14 protein-coding genes are annotated in these 18,995 nt (G+C 45.5%); 12 read left to right on the top strand and 2 right to left on the bottom strand.

Annotated elements, in window-relative coordinates:
* The first annotated feature begins 230 nt into the window (after positions 1-230).
* From MKY52_RS05805 to corA, 4 genes are all read left to right on the top strand, one after another.
* The gene (locus tag MKY52_RS05805; protein ID WP_341050379.1) at positions 231-1,328 is read left to right on the top strand and encodes a DUF3048 domain-containing protein; all 1,098 of its coding nucleotides are present in this window, start codon (positions 231-233) and stop codon (positions 1,326-1,328) included.
* Positions 1,329-1,530: 202 nt separating this feature from the next.
* Positions 1,531-2,148, top strand: coding sequence for a DUF47 domain-containing protein (locus tag MKY52_RS05800; protein WP_042184774.1), 618 nt, complete (start codon positions 1,531-1,533; stop codon positions 2,146-2,148).
* Positions 2,149-2,161: 13 nt separating this feature from the next.
* A complete protein-coding gene (locus tag MKY52_RS05795; RefSeq protein ID WP_341050377.1) occupies positions 2,162-3,154 on the top strand; it encodes an inorganic phosphate transporter in 993 nt (330 codons plus the stop codon).
* A gap of 844 nt (positions 3,155-3,998) precedes the next feature.
* Positions 3,999-4,958, top strand: coding sequence for a magnesium/cobalt transporter CorA (gene corA, locus MKY52_RS05790; RefSeq protein WP_341050376.1), 960 nt, complete (start codon positions 3,999-4,001; stop codon positions 4,956-4,958).
* Positions 4,959-4,974: 16 nt separating this feature from the next.
* Here corA and MKY52_RS05785 read toward each other — a convergent pair whose 3' ends face one another.
* Positions 4,975-5,544, bottom strand: a complete 570-nt coding sequence (locus tag MKY52_RS05785; protein WP_341050374.1) for a tyrosine protein kinase — start codon at positions 5,542-5,544, stop codon at positions 4,975-4,977.
* 430 nt (positions 5,545-5,974) lie between these two features.
* Between MKY52_RS05785 and MKY52_RS05780 the strand changes: the two genes are divergently transcribed.
* From MKY52_RS05780 to rlmD, 4 genes are all read left to right on the top strand, one after another.
* Positions 5,975-6,265 carry a YerC/YecD family TrpR-related protein gene (locus tag MKY52_RS05780; protein WP_019913624.1) on the top strand — a complete coding sequence of 97 codons (291 nt, stop codon included), beginning with the start codon at positions 5,975-5,977 and terminating at the stop codon, positions 6,263-6,265.
* 3 nt (positions 6,266-6,268) lie between these two features.
* Complete coding sequence (locus MKY52_RS05775; RefSeq protein ID WP_341050373.1) at positions 6,269-7,039, top strand: sirohydrochlorin chelatase; 771 nt, start codon at positions 6,269-6,271, stop codon at positions 7,037-7,039.
* Positions 7,040-7,266: 227 nt separating this feature from the next.
* A complete protein-coding gene (locus tag MKY52_RS05770) occupies positions 7,267-8,157 on the top strand; it encodes a diacylglycerol kinase (protein ID WP_042184783.1) in 891 nt (296 codons plus the stop codon).
* 107 nt (positions 8,158-8,264) lie between these two features.
* Positions 8,265-9,758, top strand: coding sequence for a 23S rRNA (uracil(1939)-C(5))-methyltransferase RlmD (gene rlmD, locus MKY52_RS05765; protein WP_341050372.1), 1,494 nt, complete (start codon positions 8,265-8,267; stop codon positions 9,756-9,758).
* A gap of 255 nt (positions 9,759-10,013) precedes the next feature.
* Here rlmD and MKY52_RS05760 read toward each other — a convergent pair whose 3' ends face one another.
* Positions 10,014-11,804: a flavocytochrome c gene (locus MKY52_RS05760; RefSeq protein ID WP_341050370.1), complete on the bottom strand. Its 1,791-nt coding sequence runs from the start codon at positions 11,802-11,804 to the stop codon at positions 10,014-10,016.
* 224 nt (positions 11,805-12,028) lie between these two features.
* Here MKY52_RS05760 and MKY52_RS05755 point away from each other — a divergent pair, with 224 nt between their 5' ends.
* From MKY52_RS05755 to MKY52_RS05740, 4 genes are all read left to right on the top strand, one after another.
* Positions 12,029-13,666 carry a sensor histidine kinase gene (locus MKY52_RS05755; protein WP_341050369.1) on the top strand — a complete coding sequence of 546 codons (1,638 nt, stop codon included), beginning with the start codon at positions 12,029-12,031 and terminating at the stop codon, positions 13,664-13,666.
* Positions 13,635-14,423, top strand: a complete 789-nt coding sequence (locus MKY52_RS05750) for a response regulator transcription factor (RefSeq protein WP_175618971.1) — start codon at positions 13,635-13,637, stop codon at positions 14,421-14,423. The genes MKY52_RS05755 and MKY52_RS05750 overlap by 32 nt, the downstream gene beginning before the upstream one ends.
* A gap of 401 nt (positions 14,424-14,824) precedes the next feature.
* Positions 14,825-17,845: a DUF4855 domain-containing protein gene (locus tag MKY52_RS05745; protein WP_341050367.1), complete on the top strand. Its 3,021-nt coding sequence runs from the start codon at positions 14,825-14,827 to the stop codon at positions 17,843-17,845.
* A 300-nt stretch (positions 17,846-18,145) separates the two neighbouring features.
* Positions 18,146-18,715: an SF0329 family protein gene (locus MKY52_RS05740; RefSeq protein ID WP_341050366.1), complete on the top strand. Its 570-nt coding sequence runs from the start codon at positions 18,146-18,148 to the stop codon at positions 18,713-18,715.
* Positions 18,716-18,995: the final 280 nt, after the last annotated feature.

Here is an 18,995-nt window from a genome sequence, read left to right as displayed (position 1 = left end):
ACGCAGGGTACAGCCGGAGATCGGCTGTACCCTTTTTTTAAATATAAGAAAGTAAAAGTTTCACGCTATGCATTATCCTTATATTTCTCGCTTAAACGTATATCGTCCTAATAAGGACGCTGAAGTCGATTACACTTGATGCAAGCGGATCAAGACAAATGGGACTGGCTGTGATTAAATGGAAGAAACCAGTTAAGATACATAAAACGTTTAGGAGGAACTACAAGCTTATGAAAGTAAACTGCTCTTCTTCCCGTCTATTATCTGCCATTGTACTAAGTACCCTATTGCTCTCCGCTTGCGGAACAGAGAGTGCAAATAATGTAATTGCCCCGACACAGCAACCTACAGCAGATCCCGCGCCAATTGAAACGATCCAACCATCGCCTACAGCAGATCCATCTGCTGAACTCGTTTCCGGATTAACAGGTCTTCCCGTTTCTGAAAACAGTCTCCCACGTCCCTTAGCTGTTATGATTAATAATGCTCCAGCGGCCCGGCCACAGTCGGGGGTTAGTGAAGCGGATATTTTATATGAGGTCCTTGCTGAAGGTGGCATTACGCGGTTGATTGGTATTTTTCAAAGTCATACCGGAGTGGTCAAAATCGGACCGATTCGCAGTATTCGCCCTTATCTGCTCGATATTGGCGAGAGCTACGGTGGTGTGACAGTGCATGCCGGGGGGAGCCCCGCGGCTTATGCTATTTTGCAAAAAGAGAAAAAAGCAGATATGGACGAAATCGGTCGTGCCGGAGCCTATTTCTGGCGGGACAAAGCACGTAAAGCCCCTCATAATCTCTACAGTAATGCAGCGAAGCTGCGGGAAGGTGCCGAGAAGCTGGGTTATGAGAAAAGTGTGAAGGTGCCAGGGTATCTTTTTAACAATCCAGATTACATACCGACAGGCGGAGAACAGGCCGCTGAGTTTAGCATAAACTTCTTACTTAAAAGCTATAAAATTGACTATAAATACGATACTCAGCTCCAGACCTATCAGCGTTACGTGAATGGTAAACCACATTTGGATTTGAATAACAATAAGCCAGTAGAAGCTGCAAATGTGATGGTGATGGGTTCCGATCATAAAGTACTTGATGATGTTGGAAGACTTCAGGTTGACGTGGAGCTTGGTGGTGAAGCGCTGCTCTTTCAGCGTGGACAGGTCACAAAGGGCAGATGGTCGCGTGAGCCAGGTGATGTGATTAGGTTTGTGAAGGATGGTAAAGAAGAGCTAATGTATCCAGGAATCACCCATATTTTGGTCGTCCCTAATGCACCTTCATTTAGCAGTCATGTGGTATATGGTGGAGCAGATAGTGCAACCTAAGAAAGTCGGAATATCCAGTGATATACAGATTTGTGTTCGGAATTACGGGTAAGTGTTAATAGAGTGTAAAAAAGTTCATTTCTATAGCTTCTATACCTTCTACGGATATGTTAAGATAACAAGGGTTGTCATTCATTTTCATGCTTTTTACATATGGGTGACTCTGTACTCACGGTAATATTATGTAAAGGGGTTTAAAACAATGAAGTTGAGAAAAAAGGACATATTCTTTGAGACGCTGGAAAATATGGCGGATACCATTGTCCAAGCTGCAGATTATTTTGCTCAGAATATCACTGATCTCCAGAATAATGTCGATAGTTTCGCTGCAGAGATGAAGAAGTACGAATCCCAATGTGATACTTACACGCACACCGTAATTAAGGAATTGAACAAGACGTTCATTACGCCACTTGAGCGTGACGACATTATGGACTTGATTACAAGCATGGATGATGTCATTGATGGCTTGGAGGCATCTGCCTCACGTTTCTATATGTACAACCTTCTTGACCCGGATGAATACATTGTACAATTCGCCGAAATCCTTCGTCAGTGTGCTTATGAAATCCAAAAAGCGGTTCATTTGCTTTCCCAGAAGAAGCTGCTGGCCATTCGTGAATATACGATCCGTTTGAATGACCTTGAGAATCAAGGGGACGAAGTCCTTCGTATTTGTACCAAAGCTCTATTTGAAACCGTTAAGGACCCGATTGAGCTGATTAAGCGCAAGGAATTATATGAGCGACTCGAGACCACTACAGATAAATGTGAAGATGTAGCCAACATGTTGGAATCGATCATCATGCGCAACTCATAAGGGGTACTAGAATATGGAAACATCGATATGGATTCTTGGAATTGTTATATTTCTCGCGCTTGCGTTTGACTTTATTAATGGTTTCCATGATACGGCCAACGCGATTGCTACCTCTGTCTCTACACGTGCGTTAAAACCTCGAACAGCTATTATTATGGCGGCACTGATGAACTTTGTCGGAGCTTTAATGTTTACAGGTGTAGCTAAGAAAATTGGCGGAAGTATCACAGATCCCACGTTGCTGGAAAACGGTCTGGATATCATAATAGCCACATTGATTGCTGCGATTATTTGGAATTTGATTACCTGGTGGCTCGGAATTCCGTCCTCCTCCTCTCATGCACTGATCGGTGCTTTGGCTGGTGCAGTATATGTGGGTGCAGGTTCGTCGCATATTAACTGGGGCGGGTTTGTGGAAATTGTCGAGGGCTTGATCTTCTCACCAATTATTGCATTTGTTATCGGTTATATCATCATGACAGTCCTGAAATGGATTTTTGCAAAGCGTAGTCCACATACGGTTAACAAGGGCTTCCGCTCCATGCAGGTTGTGACGGCGGCATTACAGTCGTTTACTCATGGTACGAATGATGCGCAGAAGGCGATGGGGATCATTACCTTTGCCCTCGTTACATCAGGACGCCAAGAGTCTATGGATTTCATCCCACTGTGGGTTAAAGTGGCTGCAGCTACGGCTATGGCGCTCGGTACCTCCATTGGTGGCTGGAAGATTATCAAGACGATGGGTACGAAGATTTTCAAAATCGAGCCGATCAACGGCTTCGCGGCTGATATTTCCGCGGCTTCCGTTATTTTCTCGGCAACACTGCTGCATTTGCCAGTCAGCTCCACACATGCTATCACTTCAGCGATCCTGGGTGTTGGCTCCGCAAAACGCTTCTCTGCCGTGAAATGGGGAGTAGCTGGACGTATTGTAGTTACCTGGTTTATTACGATTCCAATCAGTGCGGTATTAGCCGGTCTGATTTTCAAAATCATTTTTTAAATCCCTTTAATAAAAAGATGTCAGTTAGCCTTTGGCTGCGGACATCTTTTTTTGTTGTTTGGGTGGTGCGGGGCGAGAGCGGTATAAATCCCGTAGAATTAGCTAATTTACGTCGAAAAAGCATAAAGAGGGGCATAAATACCCCAGAATTGGTAAAATAGCGACGAAGAAGTGGAAAGAGGGACAATTATACCCCAGAATTGGTGAAATAGCCTCGAAAAAGCATAATGAGGGGTATAAATACCCCTGAATTGGCGAAATATCGTCGTATAAGCATAAAGAGGGGGATAAATGCCCCAGAAATGACGAAATATCATCGTATAAGCATAAAGGGGATATACCCCTGAATTGGCGAATGACGTCGAAGAAGCATAAAGAAGGGTATAAATGCCCTAAATTTGCAGAGTCTAGCTCGTACAACCGAGAGTGGTTAAAGCTTGGATAAGGTGCTTATGAGCTTATGTCTGGACGTAGCTTTTTGTGCATCGTCGAATCAAGGCGGCGGTTAGAATTTAAACTAACTAATCATTAAACAAATCACTTAATACGATTTGATTAAGTTCGGTGACAACCCAACCCAACCCAACCCAATCTACTCTATCCATTCTATCCCCGCCATCTGAGGAGCATCGTTATATACATAATGAGCCGAATGATCAGAGGGAGAAGAGGATGAACGAAACTTACTAAAGAGTATTCCATCCTTTCCGGAATGGGACGCTATAGAATAAAGGAACCTCAGAGCTACGACTTCACGGTTGAGATTCTTTTTTGTTATTTTTGGAAGACTCCACTTCTTGCGGTACAATAGATGCGTGGAAGAAGATGAAGCGGAGGAACATTTATGATACGTACACTTGCGGTGACGCATACAGGTGAGGTGCTGACAGACATACCTTTGCAGGATATCCGGCGGGAGGATTATGCATGGATATGGGCAGACTTTGCTACACCTTCGGCAGAGGAGACGCTGCTGCTGGATCACTATTTTCATTTTCACCCTTTGGCGATTGAGGACTGTATGCATGTGCTACAGCGGCCGAAGCTGGATCATTATGAGGAAGTACAGTTTTTTGTGCTGCATGCGCTGAATGAAGAGACGCTGGATGCTGAAGAGATTGACCTTTTTTTGAGTGCGAATTACCTCGTGTCCTATCATCATCAGGAAAAAACAGAGATGAATGAAGCTTGGGAGCAGGTGAAGCGTGAAATACATAGTCGTAAAGGCTGGTCGGGTGGTCCGATGGCGGCCGCATATACTGTAATGGACAAGCTGGTAGATAAGTATTTTCCATGCCTCTACAGTTTAGAGGACGAGCTTGCGGATCTGGAGAGTAGTGGCAGCAGTGAGTCGGTGGAGGATTTGATGAGCCAAGTGTTTAATGTGCGCGGAAGGCTGCTCAAGATGCGACGGACGATTGTGCCGATGCGCGATTTGATGTACCGGATCGTGAATTCGCAGCATGTCCAGAGCAACGGTGAGGAACGGATTTATTTTGGCGATATCTATGACCATTTGTTAAAACTGTCGGATATGATTGAGGCGGATCGAGAAATGACTGCGGATCTACGTGATAGCTACATTTCTCTTAACTCCAACCGGATGAATTCGATCATGAAAACACTAACAGTAATCACCACCGTATTCATGCCGCTGACACTGATCGCCGGAATTTATGGGATGAACTTTGTGGTGATGCCTGAACTCGAATGGAAGTATGGGTATTTTGGCGTTCTGCTGTTTATGCTGGTGGTGGGTGTTAGTATGTTCAGATGGTTCCGGCGTAGTGGGTGGTTTAAGTAAAAATAAAACGTCACCGCTATTTGCGGCGACGTTTTCCGGTAGAGGGAGTAGAGCGCCGGCGTGTGGTTGTAGTAGATTTACGACGCCCAGAGGTGGAGCGTCTTTTTTTGCGCCGACTCGGACTGAACATTGCGGCATCCTCTTCGGCCGCCAGTGCGCCTGCTGCTCCTTTTCCTTTGCCGAAGCTACCCATGAAGAGCTTAACCATTGGAGCCATCTGCTGGAAGCCGGACATCACCTTCTGCACTTTACCCATGGAGTTTACGATCCCGTCAATACCGCCCATTCGGTCGATGATACCTTTGATTTGCTCCATATTCCCGCCGATTCCGCCCCCGCCGCCTAAACCGCCTAAGCCGCTAAGCAATCCGGCAAGCCCGCCGCTTGCCTTTGTTGTAGCTTCAGCAGCAGGAAGTGCTAGAGCTGTTTCAGTGGCAGCTTCTGCTCCTAAAGTGGGAAGGATTCCGCTCTCTCCTGGGGGGGATGAAGGCGCATATGGACTGAGCCCGGGGTAAGCAGATGCATTATAAGTATCGGTCAGTGAACGCTGGTTCCGGCGGGAATGATTATAGTAATGATCAGGCATAATATCACATTCCTTTGTTAGTGGTTTGCTATACTGTATGTCATGGGCGAACATACGGTATAGACGAATGCCCGGGTTACCCGTGATAGGAGCGGAAAAGGGCGAATGCCTATAATCGTCTTTAAGAAGTGAAAAAAGCGTGTACATGCTTGATTTTCGGCGCTTATGTAGTACTATAGTGTAGGTGCTATTTCTTATGAAGGAAGAAACAAACGTAGTTTGGTACATATAGAGTGTGCGCCATGGGTGGACGTTTGTCCATCGATTTCACTCTTTACAGCGTGAAATCGTTAATGCTTGAAAAATGCGCTCCAGTGCAATATAGTAAAGGCAGGATAGTCGCATGAGGTTTATGTTTCCGGAGCTAGTTTTGTACGGAGCTTAATTAGAGAAACTAATGCTGATAGAACTTTTAGGGGATGAAAAGCTGATGCAACTTAAGAAGTTAAATGATAAAAGTATCGACCAATTATTTGAAGCTATTTTAACGTTAAAAAATATGGAAGAATGTTACGTGTTCTTTGATGATTTGTGCACTGTGAACGAGATTCAATCGCTGTCGCAGCGTCTGGAAGTAGCGCGTATGCTCGGCAAAGGCTCCACCTACAACCAGATCGAAGCAGAGACGGGCGCAAGCACAGCTACGATTTCCCGTGTAAAACGTTGCCTGAACTACGGCAATGACGGATATAAATTAACGCTGGAACGTTTGGGACGCTAATTTATGGTACCGGGCGTACTTATTATCAGTCATGGCTCTCGCGATGAGGCTTGGGTGTCAATCGTAGAGGAAGCCGTAAGCGGATTATCGCTAGGTGAAAAGATTCCTGTTGTGGTCTCTTTTTTAGAGCTGGTAGAGGGCCGTCTGATTCAAGATGGAATAAATGAGCTGGAACACGCAGGGGTCACAGATATTATTGTGATCCCATTGTTCGTTTCCTCGGGAAGTACACATGTCGATGAGATAGAGTATGCACTAGGCGCCAAACCTGAGCCTGAACGTGAGACGGATTTAGCGCTGTTCTCAGTGAAGGCTAAGGTTCACTACGGTGATCCCATCGACGATGATCCAGACATCGCTGTAATGATCTGGGACAAGCTACGTGAGCTGTCTACGGAACCGAAGCGAGAGACGATTTTGCTTGTGGGTCATGGCAGTGTATATGATGGCTTCCTTCAGCGCTGGCAGCAAGGCATATCTTCGCTGGCGGGACGTGTACGTGAGGTAAGTGGCGTAGCGGCGGCCGACTATGGTCTGCTGAGTCCAGATAGTGTAAGAAGCAAGGTAGAGTATTGGCAGGAGCAGGGTCACGAGGTTCTGGTGGCGCCGCTTTTTTTGAGTGAAGGCTATTTTACTAAGCATGTGATTCCGAACAGACTGAAAGGGTTAACCTATAAGTATTCTGGTCAAACGCTTCTGCCCCATCCCCTTCTTCCGCATTGGATTGAGAGACAGGTAGAGACACTCCTCGAACAGATTCGAATTAAACAATAAAAACCTACCCTTGAGCACATTTAATCATAAAAAAAGTGCCCATATCCGTGGATAATACGGGATTTGTTGCATACACATATAAATAGTTGTTTTTCTCTAACTTAGTGTCATTAATTGCTGTATAATGGAATATTTGCATGAAAGGGCCTTTAACATTGATTGTAGTGGTCCGAATTAGGTATAATCAATTAGGTTATTCTATTATAAAAACAGGTGGCGTTCCGGTAATGAAAACTGCGAGATTGATTTATAATCCCACTTCTGGACGGGAAGAAATGAAGAAGCGGCTCGCCGATATTTTGGACCGGCTGGATATTGGTGGCATTGAAGCTACCTGCCATGCAACAACCGGAGAAGGCGATGCTATGCTAGCTGCTGCAGATGCAGTAGAACGCGGTTATGATTTGATCATAGCAGCCGGTGGCGATGGCACTTTAAATGAGGTTATAAATGGTATGGCGGAGAAGCCTAATCTTCCCCCGCTCGGCGTTTTGCCGCTTGGTACTACTAATGATTTTGCACGTGCAATGGGGATCCCGAAGAACTGGGAAGATTCCTGTGATCTGATCATTCGCCAAGAGACACGTCCGATTGATATCGGTAAGGCAAATGACCGTTATTTTATTAATATAGCAGGCGGCGGTAGTCTAACCGAACTGACATATGAAGTTCCTAGTAAGCTGAAGACCATGATTGGGCAGCTTGCGTACTATTTAAAAGGTATTGAAAAAATGGTCAGCCTATCTCCTCAGGAACTAATCATTCGTGCCAATGGGCAGGAAGTTATTCATGATGAGTTTATGCTGTTCCTGATTGCAAATACGAATTCTGTTGGCGGCTTCGAAAAGCTTGCTCCCGGCGCTCGGATCGATGACGGTCTATTAGATGTTATAGCGGTTAAAAAATGCAACCTGGCAGAGTTTGTCCGTTTGGTCAGATTGGCTCTTCGTGGCGAACATTTGAATGATAAGAAGGTTATTTATTTCCGTACGGATGCGATGGATGTAATCTCTCCAGGACATGTCCAATTGAACTTGGATGGCGAACTGGGTGGAGAATTGCCAGGGCGATTCCGGATTTTGCCACAGCATTTGCGGATTTTTGCTGAGAATAACTGAGCTAAGAGCGATTGAAGATTATTGTGGGATATATAGATATGATAATGATTGAAGGCATTTGATTGGGTTTATACAGCGATGATAATGAAAGAAGTGAACTATAAATAATGAGTAAACACCGCAGTGGACGCAGCACCAGCCGCCCAGTCGGCAAGGCGCCTGTCGCCGGACTGCCTGTGAATAAAAATGATGAGGTTATGCTCGATATTATCGGCATGACCCATGAAGGTGAAGGGGTAGGCCGCGTAGAAGGCTTTACCCTTTTTGTGCAGGGAGCTCTTCCCGGAGAGAAGGTCCGGGCAATGGTGCTCAAGACCAAGAAGCAGTATGGCTACGCCAAGCTGCTGAATTTAGTAGAGGCGAGCAGCGCCCGCATCGCGGCGCCTTGCGAGATCTATGACCAATGCGGCGGCTGTCAGCTGCAGCATATGGACTATGCGGCTCAGCTGGCGTGGAAACGGCAGCTGGTGGTGGACAACCTGGAGCGGATTGGGAAGCTCCAGGTGAGTGGTGGTGGCGTAGACGCTGGAACGGATCAGGCAGCGGGCATTCTCGTCCGCTCAACACTGGGCATGGACGAGCCTTGGCGTTATCGCAACAAGGCTCAGGTGCCGATCGGTGTAACCGAAGGCGGCCTTGTGGGCGGCTTTTACGCGAGAGGAAGCCACCGGATCATCGATATGGAAACATGCTTGATTCAGCATGAGGATAACGATGACGTTGTGCGCAAGGTGAAAGAAATCGGACGGAAGCGCGGCATTACTGCTTACGACGAAGAATCCGGCAACGGCTTACTGCGTCATGTCGTAGTAAAGAAAGCCTTCCGTACTGGTGAGATGATGGTCGTACTCGTCACTAATGGCGAACGCATCCCACATCTGGACGAATGGATCACTGAGATCCGCCGTGAAATCCCAGCTGTTACAAGCATCTGCCAGAACGTGAATACTAAGCAGACGAACGTAATCTTCGGTGATACAACACGTACCCTTTGGGGGAACGATGTTATTTACGATTATATCGGCGATGTGAAATTCGCGATTTCTGCCCGTTCTTTTTATCAGGTTAACCCGGCTCAAACTGAAGTTCTTTACGGTAAGACGGTAGAGTATGCAGGACTTACGGGCAACGAGACTGTTATAGATGCTTATTGCGGTATCGGGACGATTTCATTGTTCCTTGCACAGCATGCTAAACAGGTCTACGGTGTAGAAATCGTACGTGAAGCGATTGAGGATGCTCGGGCGAATGCCACTTTGAATGGTATGGATAATGTAGTGTTTGAGGTAGGCGCATCTGAGGATGTAATCCCTAACTGGAAAGAGAAGGGGATTACGGCAGATGTTATCGTGGTCGATCCTCCGCGTAAGGGCTGCGATCCACGACTTTTGGAGACGATTCTGGCGATGAAGCCGGAACGTGTGGTGTATGTGTCTTGTAATCCATCGACACTGGCAAGGGACTTGCGGGTGCTCGAAGATGGCGGGTATAAGACAGTGGAGGTGACTCCGGTGGACATGTTCCCGCATACGGTGCATGTAGAGTCGGTAGCTTTGTTGGTGAGGAACCCTTGTCAAGTAGACACTAAATCATTGCTATAGTTTTAGTGATAGTACCAGAAAAGAAATGGGCAATTTTAATTCCACTAATGGAGAACGATAAAAGAGCCGCGAGCTAGACGAGCGTAGCCCCTAGGCTCCACCATAAAAAACCGCCCTGTTCGCAATGTTGCTAACAGGGCGGTTTGCTATGTCATAGAGTGCAGCTTGAAAGTTAGCAGTCAACCTGCACTCTACAAACTATCTTGCACGTTTTTAAGACTAACTTATTAATAGAGCAGTTACACAAACATAAGATTACTCTGCTACAACTTGTTTGCCTGCAATCCGGCCGAATGTGAAGATATCAGCGATGGCATTACCGCCAAGACGGTTTGCACCATGAATGACCCCTGTTACTTCACCTGCAGCGAACAACCCAGGGATGACTTCGCCTTTTTCATTCAATACGCGAGTCTTCTCGTCGATCACCAAGCCGCCCATTGTATGGTGAACGGATGGTACAGCTTTTTCGATGTAGTAAGGGCCTTTTTCAAGAGATTTCAATCCACCGCGATGTTTGAAATCAAGGTCTTTACCTGTTTTCGCATAATCATTTACTTTATTAATCGTTTCTTTCAAAGTGTTCACGTCAATTTTGAAGAAATCAGCTGCCTCTTCAATCGTATCGGCTTTAAAGAGCAATCCTTGTTTAACGAGTTGATCGTATTCGTCTTGATGAACTTCTATCGTTTTACCGATATCCTCAATACCTTGATTCCATAATTGATACGTATATCCGCCCGTTTGGGCAAGAATTGCTTTAGAAATAACGTCACGACGTTCTAATTCCTCAACGAAGCGCTTGCCTTCTTGGTTAATCAGGATCGCACCATCGAAGCGGGAGTCTGCAACCAGGGAAATAACACCTGTCTCAGGATTACAGATTGGATACGTTTGAATACTCTCCATGTTTGTCAGTTTGGCGCCAATCGTTTCTGCCATAACGATACCGTCACCTGTAGATCCTGGTGTATCGGTAGACATATATTTTTCATCCATTTTAGGGTTATACTTTTTACGCATCTCTACATTGGATCCAAAACCACCGGTAGCTATGATGACGCCTTTGTTCGCATGGAATGTGATCTTGTCGCCAGTACCCGAAGTCGCAGTTACACCTGTTACTTTGCCGCTTTCGTCCTTCAGCAAGGTTTCGGCTTTCATATTCGTTTTGATCGTGATTTGATCAGCGTCTGTTTTGGCTTTTAACTTAGTAATCAATTCAACACCTGTATGACCTACAGGAATCAACGCACGTTTTCTGGAATGGCCTCCAAATTGGAACAGATGATCAGGTAAGAACTCTACCTTGATATCATCGCGCAGCCATTCGGCAGATGATAGAGCATTGTCGGCAAGAATACGAACCATCTTTGGATCCCCGAGGTTGTCTCCGCCTTTCATCGTATCATTATAGAACAATTCAGTCGTGTCATCTGTGATGCCTAGAGCACGTTCAACCCAGTTGTCAGGCGCATTCATCTCACCACCAGAGATCAATGTGTTGCCGCCAACAGCTGGCATTTTCTCGAGCAGAACTACATTTGCTCCAGCGCTCTTCGCTTCGATAGCCGCACTAAAGCCAGCACCCCCGGCACCGATGACGACAACATCATAGGTTTGCTCGGCTTCTTCTTTGTCTTTGTTTCCACTGACTGCAGCGCCAGCGACAAGGGTAAGTCCAGACTTCGTAATTGCATCTTGAATGGCTTCGAGATATCCTTTGCTTGTAACCGTAGATCCGCTAACGGCATCAACTTTTGCGCTGTTAGTTGCCATGACATCTTGCTTGAGCTGCGTATAAACAGGTTCTGCAAGTACTTCATTTTCCTTATGCTCTGTTACTTTAATGTCAGTGATCTTGTTATCTAATAAGGAAACTTGTACTTTAATATCGCCATGTTTACCTTGCCCAACTCCTTCAAAGACTTGAACTCCGTTTGCATCTGCAGCGGGTGCTGCATCTTTACCGCCGCAGGCAGCAAGCGTGAACATAAGACTGAGGACTAGTAGAATAGATAACAGCTTTTTCGTGTGAGTTCGCATAATATCTCCTTCATTCTGTTGTGAATTGGTTACATACACTAGGGAGAGGAAGATTTGCTAGGCAAATCCTTTATCTCTAGCCTAGACATGAATGTTATTTCATGTGAAAATATGCACAAGACCTATTATAGATTTAGTACAGCATTATGTATTTGCACAGATTAGCGTTTTTTTGTCTTTTTCGGGCATGTAAGAAACGGATATTGTGAAGGGCTATGATTACAATGAAAACAATTCACTTAAAAATTACGTTAATCGCAGGAAGCTGCTTCTTGCTGCTGTTCATTGCATTGCTTGTAACAATATATTTGGAGATGAACCATACGGTTGTCCCTTTGAATAAGAACTTAACGCAGCAAGTGGTTAATGCACGCAGCGACCAGATCGATTATTGGTTTAATCAGCGCATCGGTGAGATAGACATGCTTGCTTCTCTAGCTTCGGACCATCATTGGACACGAGATGAATTGCTGCAAGAGATTAATAAGTTCGAGGCGAAGAAGCAAGTAGAGTACGAATCCATACGCGTGGTGGATATTCATGGAAATTCCTGGTCAGCAAGGGACAAGCCTTTTTCGATACTAAACCGACCCTACTATCGAAAACTACTGCTAAATTCGGATTCCAATTATGTGGTGAGCAATCCGATCGTATCCAAAGCGAATGCAGCTGAAATCGTCGTCATTCTCTATCGCGTGAATCCATCGGTGAATGATGAGGTAGCTTATATTGCCGCAGCCGTCTCCGTCAAGAAGATGAAGGAGATTGCTCAAGATGTAATGCTATATGACCAGTCAGGCCAGCTTATCATCGATTGCAGAGAGCTGGGGGAAGGAGATGGAGCGGAGGATGCAGCAGATAAGAAGAACATGAGTGTATTTGAGGCTCCAATTCAAAATGTGGAAGGCTGGAAGCTCGTACTCGAAGTACCGAATTCAAGTCTATCGCTAGCGGTGATCAAAACCCAGCGGACTGCATTGCTTGTAGGCGTTCTTATCGGTAGTGCGTTTATCGTCTTTCTGATGCTGCTTGCTTCTTCCATTATTCGTCCAATTCAGTCACTTCGCCAGGTAATGGAAAATGTGCAGAACGGCAACCAAACCATACGAGCAGATGTTACGCGCTCGGATGAGATAGGCGATCTTGGACGAAGCTTCAATGACATGCTTGTTCAATTATACGCTGTGGAGCAGGACCGAAAGGAGATGGAACTCAGACTGATTCATGAGCAGATCAAGCCGCATTTTTTATACAACACATTGGATACGATCCAGTGGATGGCAACGGAACATGGAGCAGACAATGTGGTGGAGATGGTGGAAGCGCTTAGCGCGTATTTCCGATTAGGGCTTGGCACAGGGAGTCCCTACATTCTGCTTGATCAGGAATTGTACCATGTCGAGAGTTATCTTCATATTCAAGGCGTGCGATATGAGGAGATTCTGGACTACGAGCTTCGATATGATGAAAAGCTTGCACAGTGCCAAGTCGTTCGCTTCATGCTGCAGCCGTTGGTGGAAAATGCGATTTATCACGGGATTAAGCCACTTGGGAATCAAAAGTGCAAAATTTCGATTACAGCATATAAACAGGTCGATTATTTGGTCATTAAGGTTGAAAATAATGGGGTTATGATTCCTGAAGAGAAGCTTGAACAGATGAATCAAGCCCTTCTTGATGATACATATGATCGTTCTGCCACAGGCTTTGGGCTATACAGTGTAAACCATCGCATTCGACTAGCTTACGGGGTACCATATGGCCTTGCAGTGAAGAGCGAAGATGGCATTACCGTTATGGTCATTCGAATACCTTTGGAAGGGGAGCGGAATGAAGATGTGGAAGATTGTCATCGTCGATGATGAAACGATCATTCGCAAAGGCTTGCGACAATACATTGAGGAGAGTTCGTATCTTTTTGAAGTTGCAGGAGAAGCGAAAAGTGCAAACGAAGCATTGAATATGGTGGAGGAAGCCCCACCACATGTATGTCTTGTGGACATCAACATGCCGAATATGAATGGGCTCGATCTGATAAATATATTGCGCGAACGCTGCCCGTCGGTTCTGGTTGTCATCATCAGCGGCTACGATAACTTTGAATATGCGCGTCAAGCCGTGCAACTGCAAGCATTCGATTATGTATTAAAACCTGTGCCGAAGAGTGATCTGAACAAGTTGCTTCATAGGATCGATGAGCATCTTCAGGCAAAATATCCTTTGCATTCACATGAAAGCAGGGTGGATAAGGAGCTGGGGCTTCCCGGGTATACAGGGGATGGAACAGTGCTTATCCAAAAAGTGACCGAGTATATTGACAGTCATTATCAGGATCCGGAGCTGTCTATTACTCGAGTAGCAGCGCTATTTCATATCAACCAAACCTATCTTAGCAAGCGTATGAAGCAAGAAATCGGTGCTTCATTCCTTGACTATGTCACCGAGCTTCGGATATCGAAGGCGAAGGAGATTCTGGATGACGTAATGCCGAATATCAAAATCGGGGATCTGGCCGTGAAGGTAGGGTATAAGAGCCAGTACTATTTTAGTCGTGTGTTCAAAAATAGAGTCGGCTCAAGCCCCTTAGAGTACAAAAAGCATCCGTTCGGTTATGGGTAGGGCATCAATTTAGTAGAACGCCACAGCAATTAGGCACCACCATATATAAACACGACGCAACCTCGAGGGGTTGCGTTTTTTATTTGGCGGATTGCTTAGAGGGCATTGATAGAAAATAGGTAGGACCTAAGGAGGTAAGCGCTATCTTTATACCTATAAAAACGCGACGTGAAGGCCTTCATGTCAACAAGTGTATACCCAATGTCATTAATTATCTATTTGAAAGAAAGGCCACTTTTCATAATGTTACTATAAGGACATTGACATATGTTATAAGCTTCTATGACGTGTCGGAATCTCGGAAGGGAGGAAAGAGCATCGAGGTAAGCTGAAATGGAAGCGCATACCATTTAGGAGATTGATGTTTCTTGACTCAAGAATCAGAAGGGAGTTCGTACGATATGAAGAGGAGTAGACAATGGGTAGCTCTCGTCATGGTTGCGATCATGATCGTAACCATGATGCCGATCGCGCAAGCGGAAGAGGCGCTGTCGCCTACACAGACAGAGGAACAGACACCAGCGAACCCGCCGGGCGAAGCCGATCCGGTCGAGGTGACGAATCCATCAGACCTACCGGGAGCGGGTACGGAGGGTGTTATTGCGTCAGTGTATGGGGCGGTATATCACAATCTTGCAGCGGGCTTATCTTATGAGTGGTCGCAAGAGCCGGAAGCTTCCTATCCGGATGAAGGCAACACACTTACGGATGGTATATATGGGGCAAGCAATAGATCCGACGTAGCATGGGTTGGACATCATTTGGGTAAGACACGCGAAGTTGTGTTTGATTTGGGGGCGAAGAAATCACTCACGGGTATTAAAGCCAATTTCCTCGAAGATTGGCCAACGAACAATGTACTCGTGCCACTCACGGTATCGATGTACGTCTCCGATGACAAAGTGAACTGGGGACTGCTCAAAGACAATGCCACGCAGAAGCTGTGGAATGACGGCAAATACACGGAGACCTATGTGTGGGACGGCAGCAAGGACGGCATTAAAGCGATCGGCCCAGATGCGAAGATCGCCCATGCTCGCTACGTGAAAGTAACATTCACAATGCATACGCGTGCAATGACCTTCGTGGATGAGATTGAAATCCTCGGTGAAGACGGCGAAGTTGCCGGAGCCGTAACTGTTCCAACGTATACGCCGAAATTCTTGGCGGCAGGCGAAGCGACAGCGGGTATCGAGCATCTTGGACTTTTGTATAACGGGCAATATGCGAATGACTTAGGCATCTGGACGAAAGAACGGATCATTCCGAACATTAGTTATGTCGATAAGGACGGCAAGATTAAGGATCGACTCTTCGACGGCGTCCTGTATCTTGGCATAAACTCTCCAAATCCAGGTCGTGATTTCGGCGGGCGGGCTTATCTGGAAGATTGGAAATGGTATCTGGATAAAACCTTTGCGGCAGGCGGCGATATGGATGCGTTAAACGCAGCGGCTAAGGAAGTATCCGATGCGCTGAACGAGTCTGGCGTGAAGGAAAAGGTTGTCCTCATGATTCCGGATCCAGGTGAATCGATCACTAATTTCGGAGCTGTTGAACAAGGTGGAGAATCGCTGAACTTCAATGATTCCGTTGGCAAAGAGAAAGCCCTTGCGAACCGTGAAAAAGCAGTTCAATGGTGGCTGCAGCAAGTCAAATCGAGATGGGAAGCAAAAGGTTACGCTAACCTCGAGCTTGTAGGTATGTACTGGTTCGAAGAGCAAATCAGCACAAGCCAATCCGGACCGGATCTGATCCGTTCGGTGAGCAGCACCCTGCATGACATGCAAATTAGCGGCAAGGACCTGAAGTTCTTCTGGATTCCGCACTTCTTCGCTTATAAAGCGTTCATGTGGAAGGATGTCGGCTTCGATGCGGTGACGATCCAACCGAACTACTTCTTCGAGCCGACGGATATCGAGCGCTTGGAGGATTCTGCGAATCTGGCGAAGCAGTATGGCATGTCCAATGAACTCGAGTTCGATGATCGGATGCTGACGGACGGCGTGTTCCGCGAGCGATATATCGATTACTTGAACAGCGGCGCGAAGACAGGGCTCATGAAGGATGGCTTTAAATCGTATTACCAAGGCAACAATGCAGTCTATAACACCGCGGTAAGTAAAGATCCAGCGACACGCGTTCTTTACGACTGGCTGTATCAATTTGTTAAAGGAACGTATCAGGTCAACGAGGCTCCGCCTTCCGAGGTAGACGTGCAGATGAACGGCAAGCCGTTCCAGAGCGGGATGAAGCTGCCCGATTCAGAATCCGTATCCTTTACATGGAAGCTTAGAACGGATGATGGTCTGACGAAAGTGACGGCGACGTATGACGGCAAGCCTTATACAGCGGGTACCGTTATTCCGCTTGCAGGCAAGCTTGGCAAGCATGAGCTTAATATTACCGTTACGGCGGGGCATATGGTGACAAAGTCATATGTTATCGAAGCAACGACAAATGCATCTGGTATGAAAGCGTTAGTCGACAGCTTCGAAAAAGCGAAGCAATTTACCAATTCTGCAACGGTGCGTTCTTTGAACAACTATTTGGAAATGATGAAGCGCTATGAAGGGAAAGATGCAGCGCAAGTCACCAAGTATCTCCAAGGCTTTAACGCAAAGCTGGATGAATTCAAGAAGGCAGGTACGATAAAAGATGAGGCGTACAATACGCTGAAGGAAAGCGTCTATTACCTGATAGGCAATTTGGCGCAGAATAAAACGGTAGAAGCTTCATCGACCGAAGGCAATAATGCGAATTATGCACCGGCTAAAGCCGTCGATGGATTCCCTGCTTCAAGATGGGCGAGCGAATACGTGGACAATACTTGGTTCCTGGTCGATCTCGATGAAGTGAAGGAAATGGATACGGTTCGAATCGATTGGGAATATGCTCGCGCCGATAAATACAAACTTCTTGTGTCGAACGATAAGCAGAACTGGATCAATGTCATGCCAAATGACGGAATTATTACCGCGCATGATGGCAAAGAAACGATTCAGTTCAACCCGGTCAAGGCAAGATACATGAAGTTACAAGGCATAAAAAGAGCAACCGATTACGGATATTCCATCTACGAGTTTGGTGTCTATAACCTCTCGGGCGCTGTAGACGTGAAGGGCATTGAGGGCATACAAGTAAAGGTTGACGAGGAAGCGAAAAAAGTAACGATTGATGGATTGCTGATGAATGGCGTCCTTACAAATGTGAAGTTGAAGGTGCTTGATCCAAAAGGCAAGGTTCATCTTGAAGATGAGACGAAGAGTACAGTCGCGGGAAGCTTCCAATTCACATTCAAACTTACGGGTAATTTAAAGGGAACCAATGAGGCGTATCTATCGACTGGCTATATGAGCGAGCCTGTAAAAGTGACCTTTGAATACTCAAAAGAAAACCCGGGTAAAGGTCACGATAAGTAATGGAGAAATAATTCATCCAAGCAGCAATACGACCCGCTCTGAAACTTCCTGTACTGGTTATCGAATTATCTGTCCGAGTAAGACTTATAACCGAAGTAAAAACGTTTGAGGCGTAACATAACAAGCCGATTAGGTACCAGACCACGGGGTCTATACCTAATCGGTTTGTTTCTATGTACAGAGGTGATGATAAGACGGAATATCAAGATATTATTCAGGTTTTAGTGGGATTGTATTATGTATTGTATAATAGAACGACTGCCTGAGCAGGTATTTATAACATAAAACATAGGAGGATACATGTCCTGGAGCAAATTGAAGCAACAACTGGAGAGTTTTCTCTGTCCTGCGTTATACGGCAGGGTTGAATATCGCGCGAGCAGTTACCGTTATTTACCTGATAAATCAGGGGATTGTTATATTTCGGTAGATAAAAAGAACGTACTTAATATGAATGATAGAACTAGCTCAATTAGATGGTATCAGACGGAGCAGGAGATTAAGAATGATTCAGATCTTCTAATTCCTATCAACCATGAAGACATTGAAGCGGTTAGAAAAGATAGTAAGGGGATCATCCCGGAGGATCGTCTAATAGTCATTGCAAGAAGTAGAAAAATATCAGAAGTTGCAAAGGTGCTTTTGTCAGCACAGACATCATTAAGTAAATCGAACTTTATTGTTATAGCTACTAAGTATTTATCTATTTCCATAGAGGAGAGCTTAGAAAGCGACGATATCTTATTGAATATTCTAGCTTTAGTGGACAGACGAGTTGGAAAAAAGCGAATTTTAAACATGAGCGAGAAGATGAAGTTAAAGCATCCAAGTGTGCAATATTTTTATGAACTAAGGCGTAGTACATTATAAAAATAAATAACTTCATTGAATATTCAAGAAACACTCCCTACAAAAATCCCTAATTCTACGCGACTTCTTCCCACCATAACAATAGCCATGATAATGAGAGGGATGTTCGCATATGGTGCATATGGAATCGGAGAGTGTCGCTCTACTGGTAAGGAAGGATACAGTGTTATGAGATCTTTATATTTATTGGACTTTACGGACAAGTATGAGGAAAAATCGTTGTTAAAGAGATGGCATCATTGCCGTCTCTTTTTTGTTTCACTTTTTTAGTATTGCGCTG

The sequence above is a fragment of the Paenibacillus sp. FSL P4-0184 genome (genome assembly GCF_038004625.1).
Taxonomy (GTDB): Bacteria; Bacillota; Bacilli; order Paenibacillales; family Paenibacillaceae; genus Paenibacillus_AQ.
The sequence above is the reverse complement of the archived record's forward strand: the minus strand, read 5'-3'. Positions and strand labels throughout refer to the sequence as shown.

Coding starts and splice junctions, on each gene's coding strand:
- MKY52_RS05800 (WP_042184774.1), top strand. CDS start 1,531: ATGAAGTTGAGAAAAAAGGACATATTCTTTGAGACGCTGGAAAATATG.
- MKY52_RS05775 (WP_341050373.1), top strand. CDS start 6,269: ATGGTACCGGGCGTACTTATTATCAGTCATGGCTCTCGCGATGAGGCT.
- MKY52_RS05805 (WP_341050379.1), top strand. CDS start 231: ATGAAAGTAAACTGCTCTTCTTCCCGTCTATTATCTGCCATTGTACTA.
- rlmD (WP_341050372.1), top strand. CDS start 8,265: ATGAGTAAACACCGCAGTGGACGCAGCACCAGCCGCCCAGTCGGCAAG.
- MKY52_RS05785 (WP_341050374.1), bottom strand. CDS start 5,544: ATGCCTGATCATTACTATAATCATTCCCGCCGGAACCAGCGTTCACTG.
- MKY52_RS05780 (WP_019913624.1), top strand. CDS start 5,975: ATGCAACTTAAGAAGTTAAATGATAAAAGTATCGACCAATTATTTGAA.
- MKY52_RS05740 (WP_341050366.1), top strand. CDS start 18,146: ATGTCCTGGAGCAAATTGAAGCAACAACTGGAGAGTTTTCTCTGTCCT.
- MKY52_RS05745 (WP_341050367.1), top strand. CDS start 14,825: ATGAAGAGGAGTAGACAATGGGTAGCTCTCGTCATGGTTGCGATCATG.
- MKY52_RS05795 (WP_341050377.1), top strand. CDS start 2,162: ATGGAAACATCGATATGGATTCTTGGAATTGTTATATTTCTCGCGCTT.
- MKY52_RS05770 (WP_042184783.1), top strand. CDS start 7,267: ATGAAAACTGCGAGATTGATTTATAATCCCACTTCTGGACGGGAAGAA.
- MKY52_RS05750 (WP_175618971.1), top strand. CDS start 13,635: ATGAAGATGTGGAAGATTGTCATCGTCGATGATGAAACGATCATTCGC.
- MKY52_RS05755 (WP_341050369.1), top strand. CDS start 12,029: ATGAAAACAATTCACTTAAAAATTACGTTAATCGCAGGAAGCTGCTTC.
- corA (WP_341050376.1), top strand. CDS start 3,999: ATGATACGTACACTTGCGGTGACGCATACAGGTGAGGTGCTGACAGAC.
- MKY52_RS05760 (WP_341050370.1), bottom strand. CDS start 11,804: ATGCGAACTCACACGAAAAAGCTGTTATCTATTCTACTAGTCCTCAGT.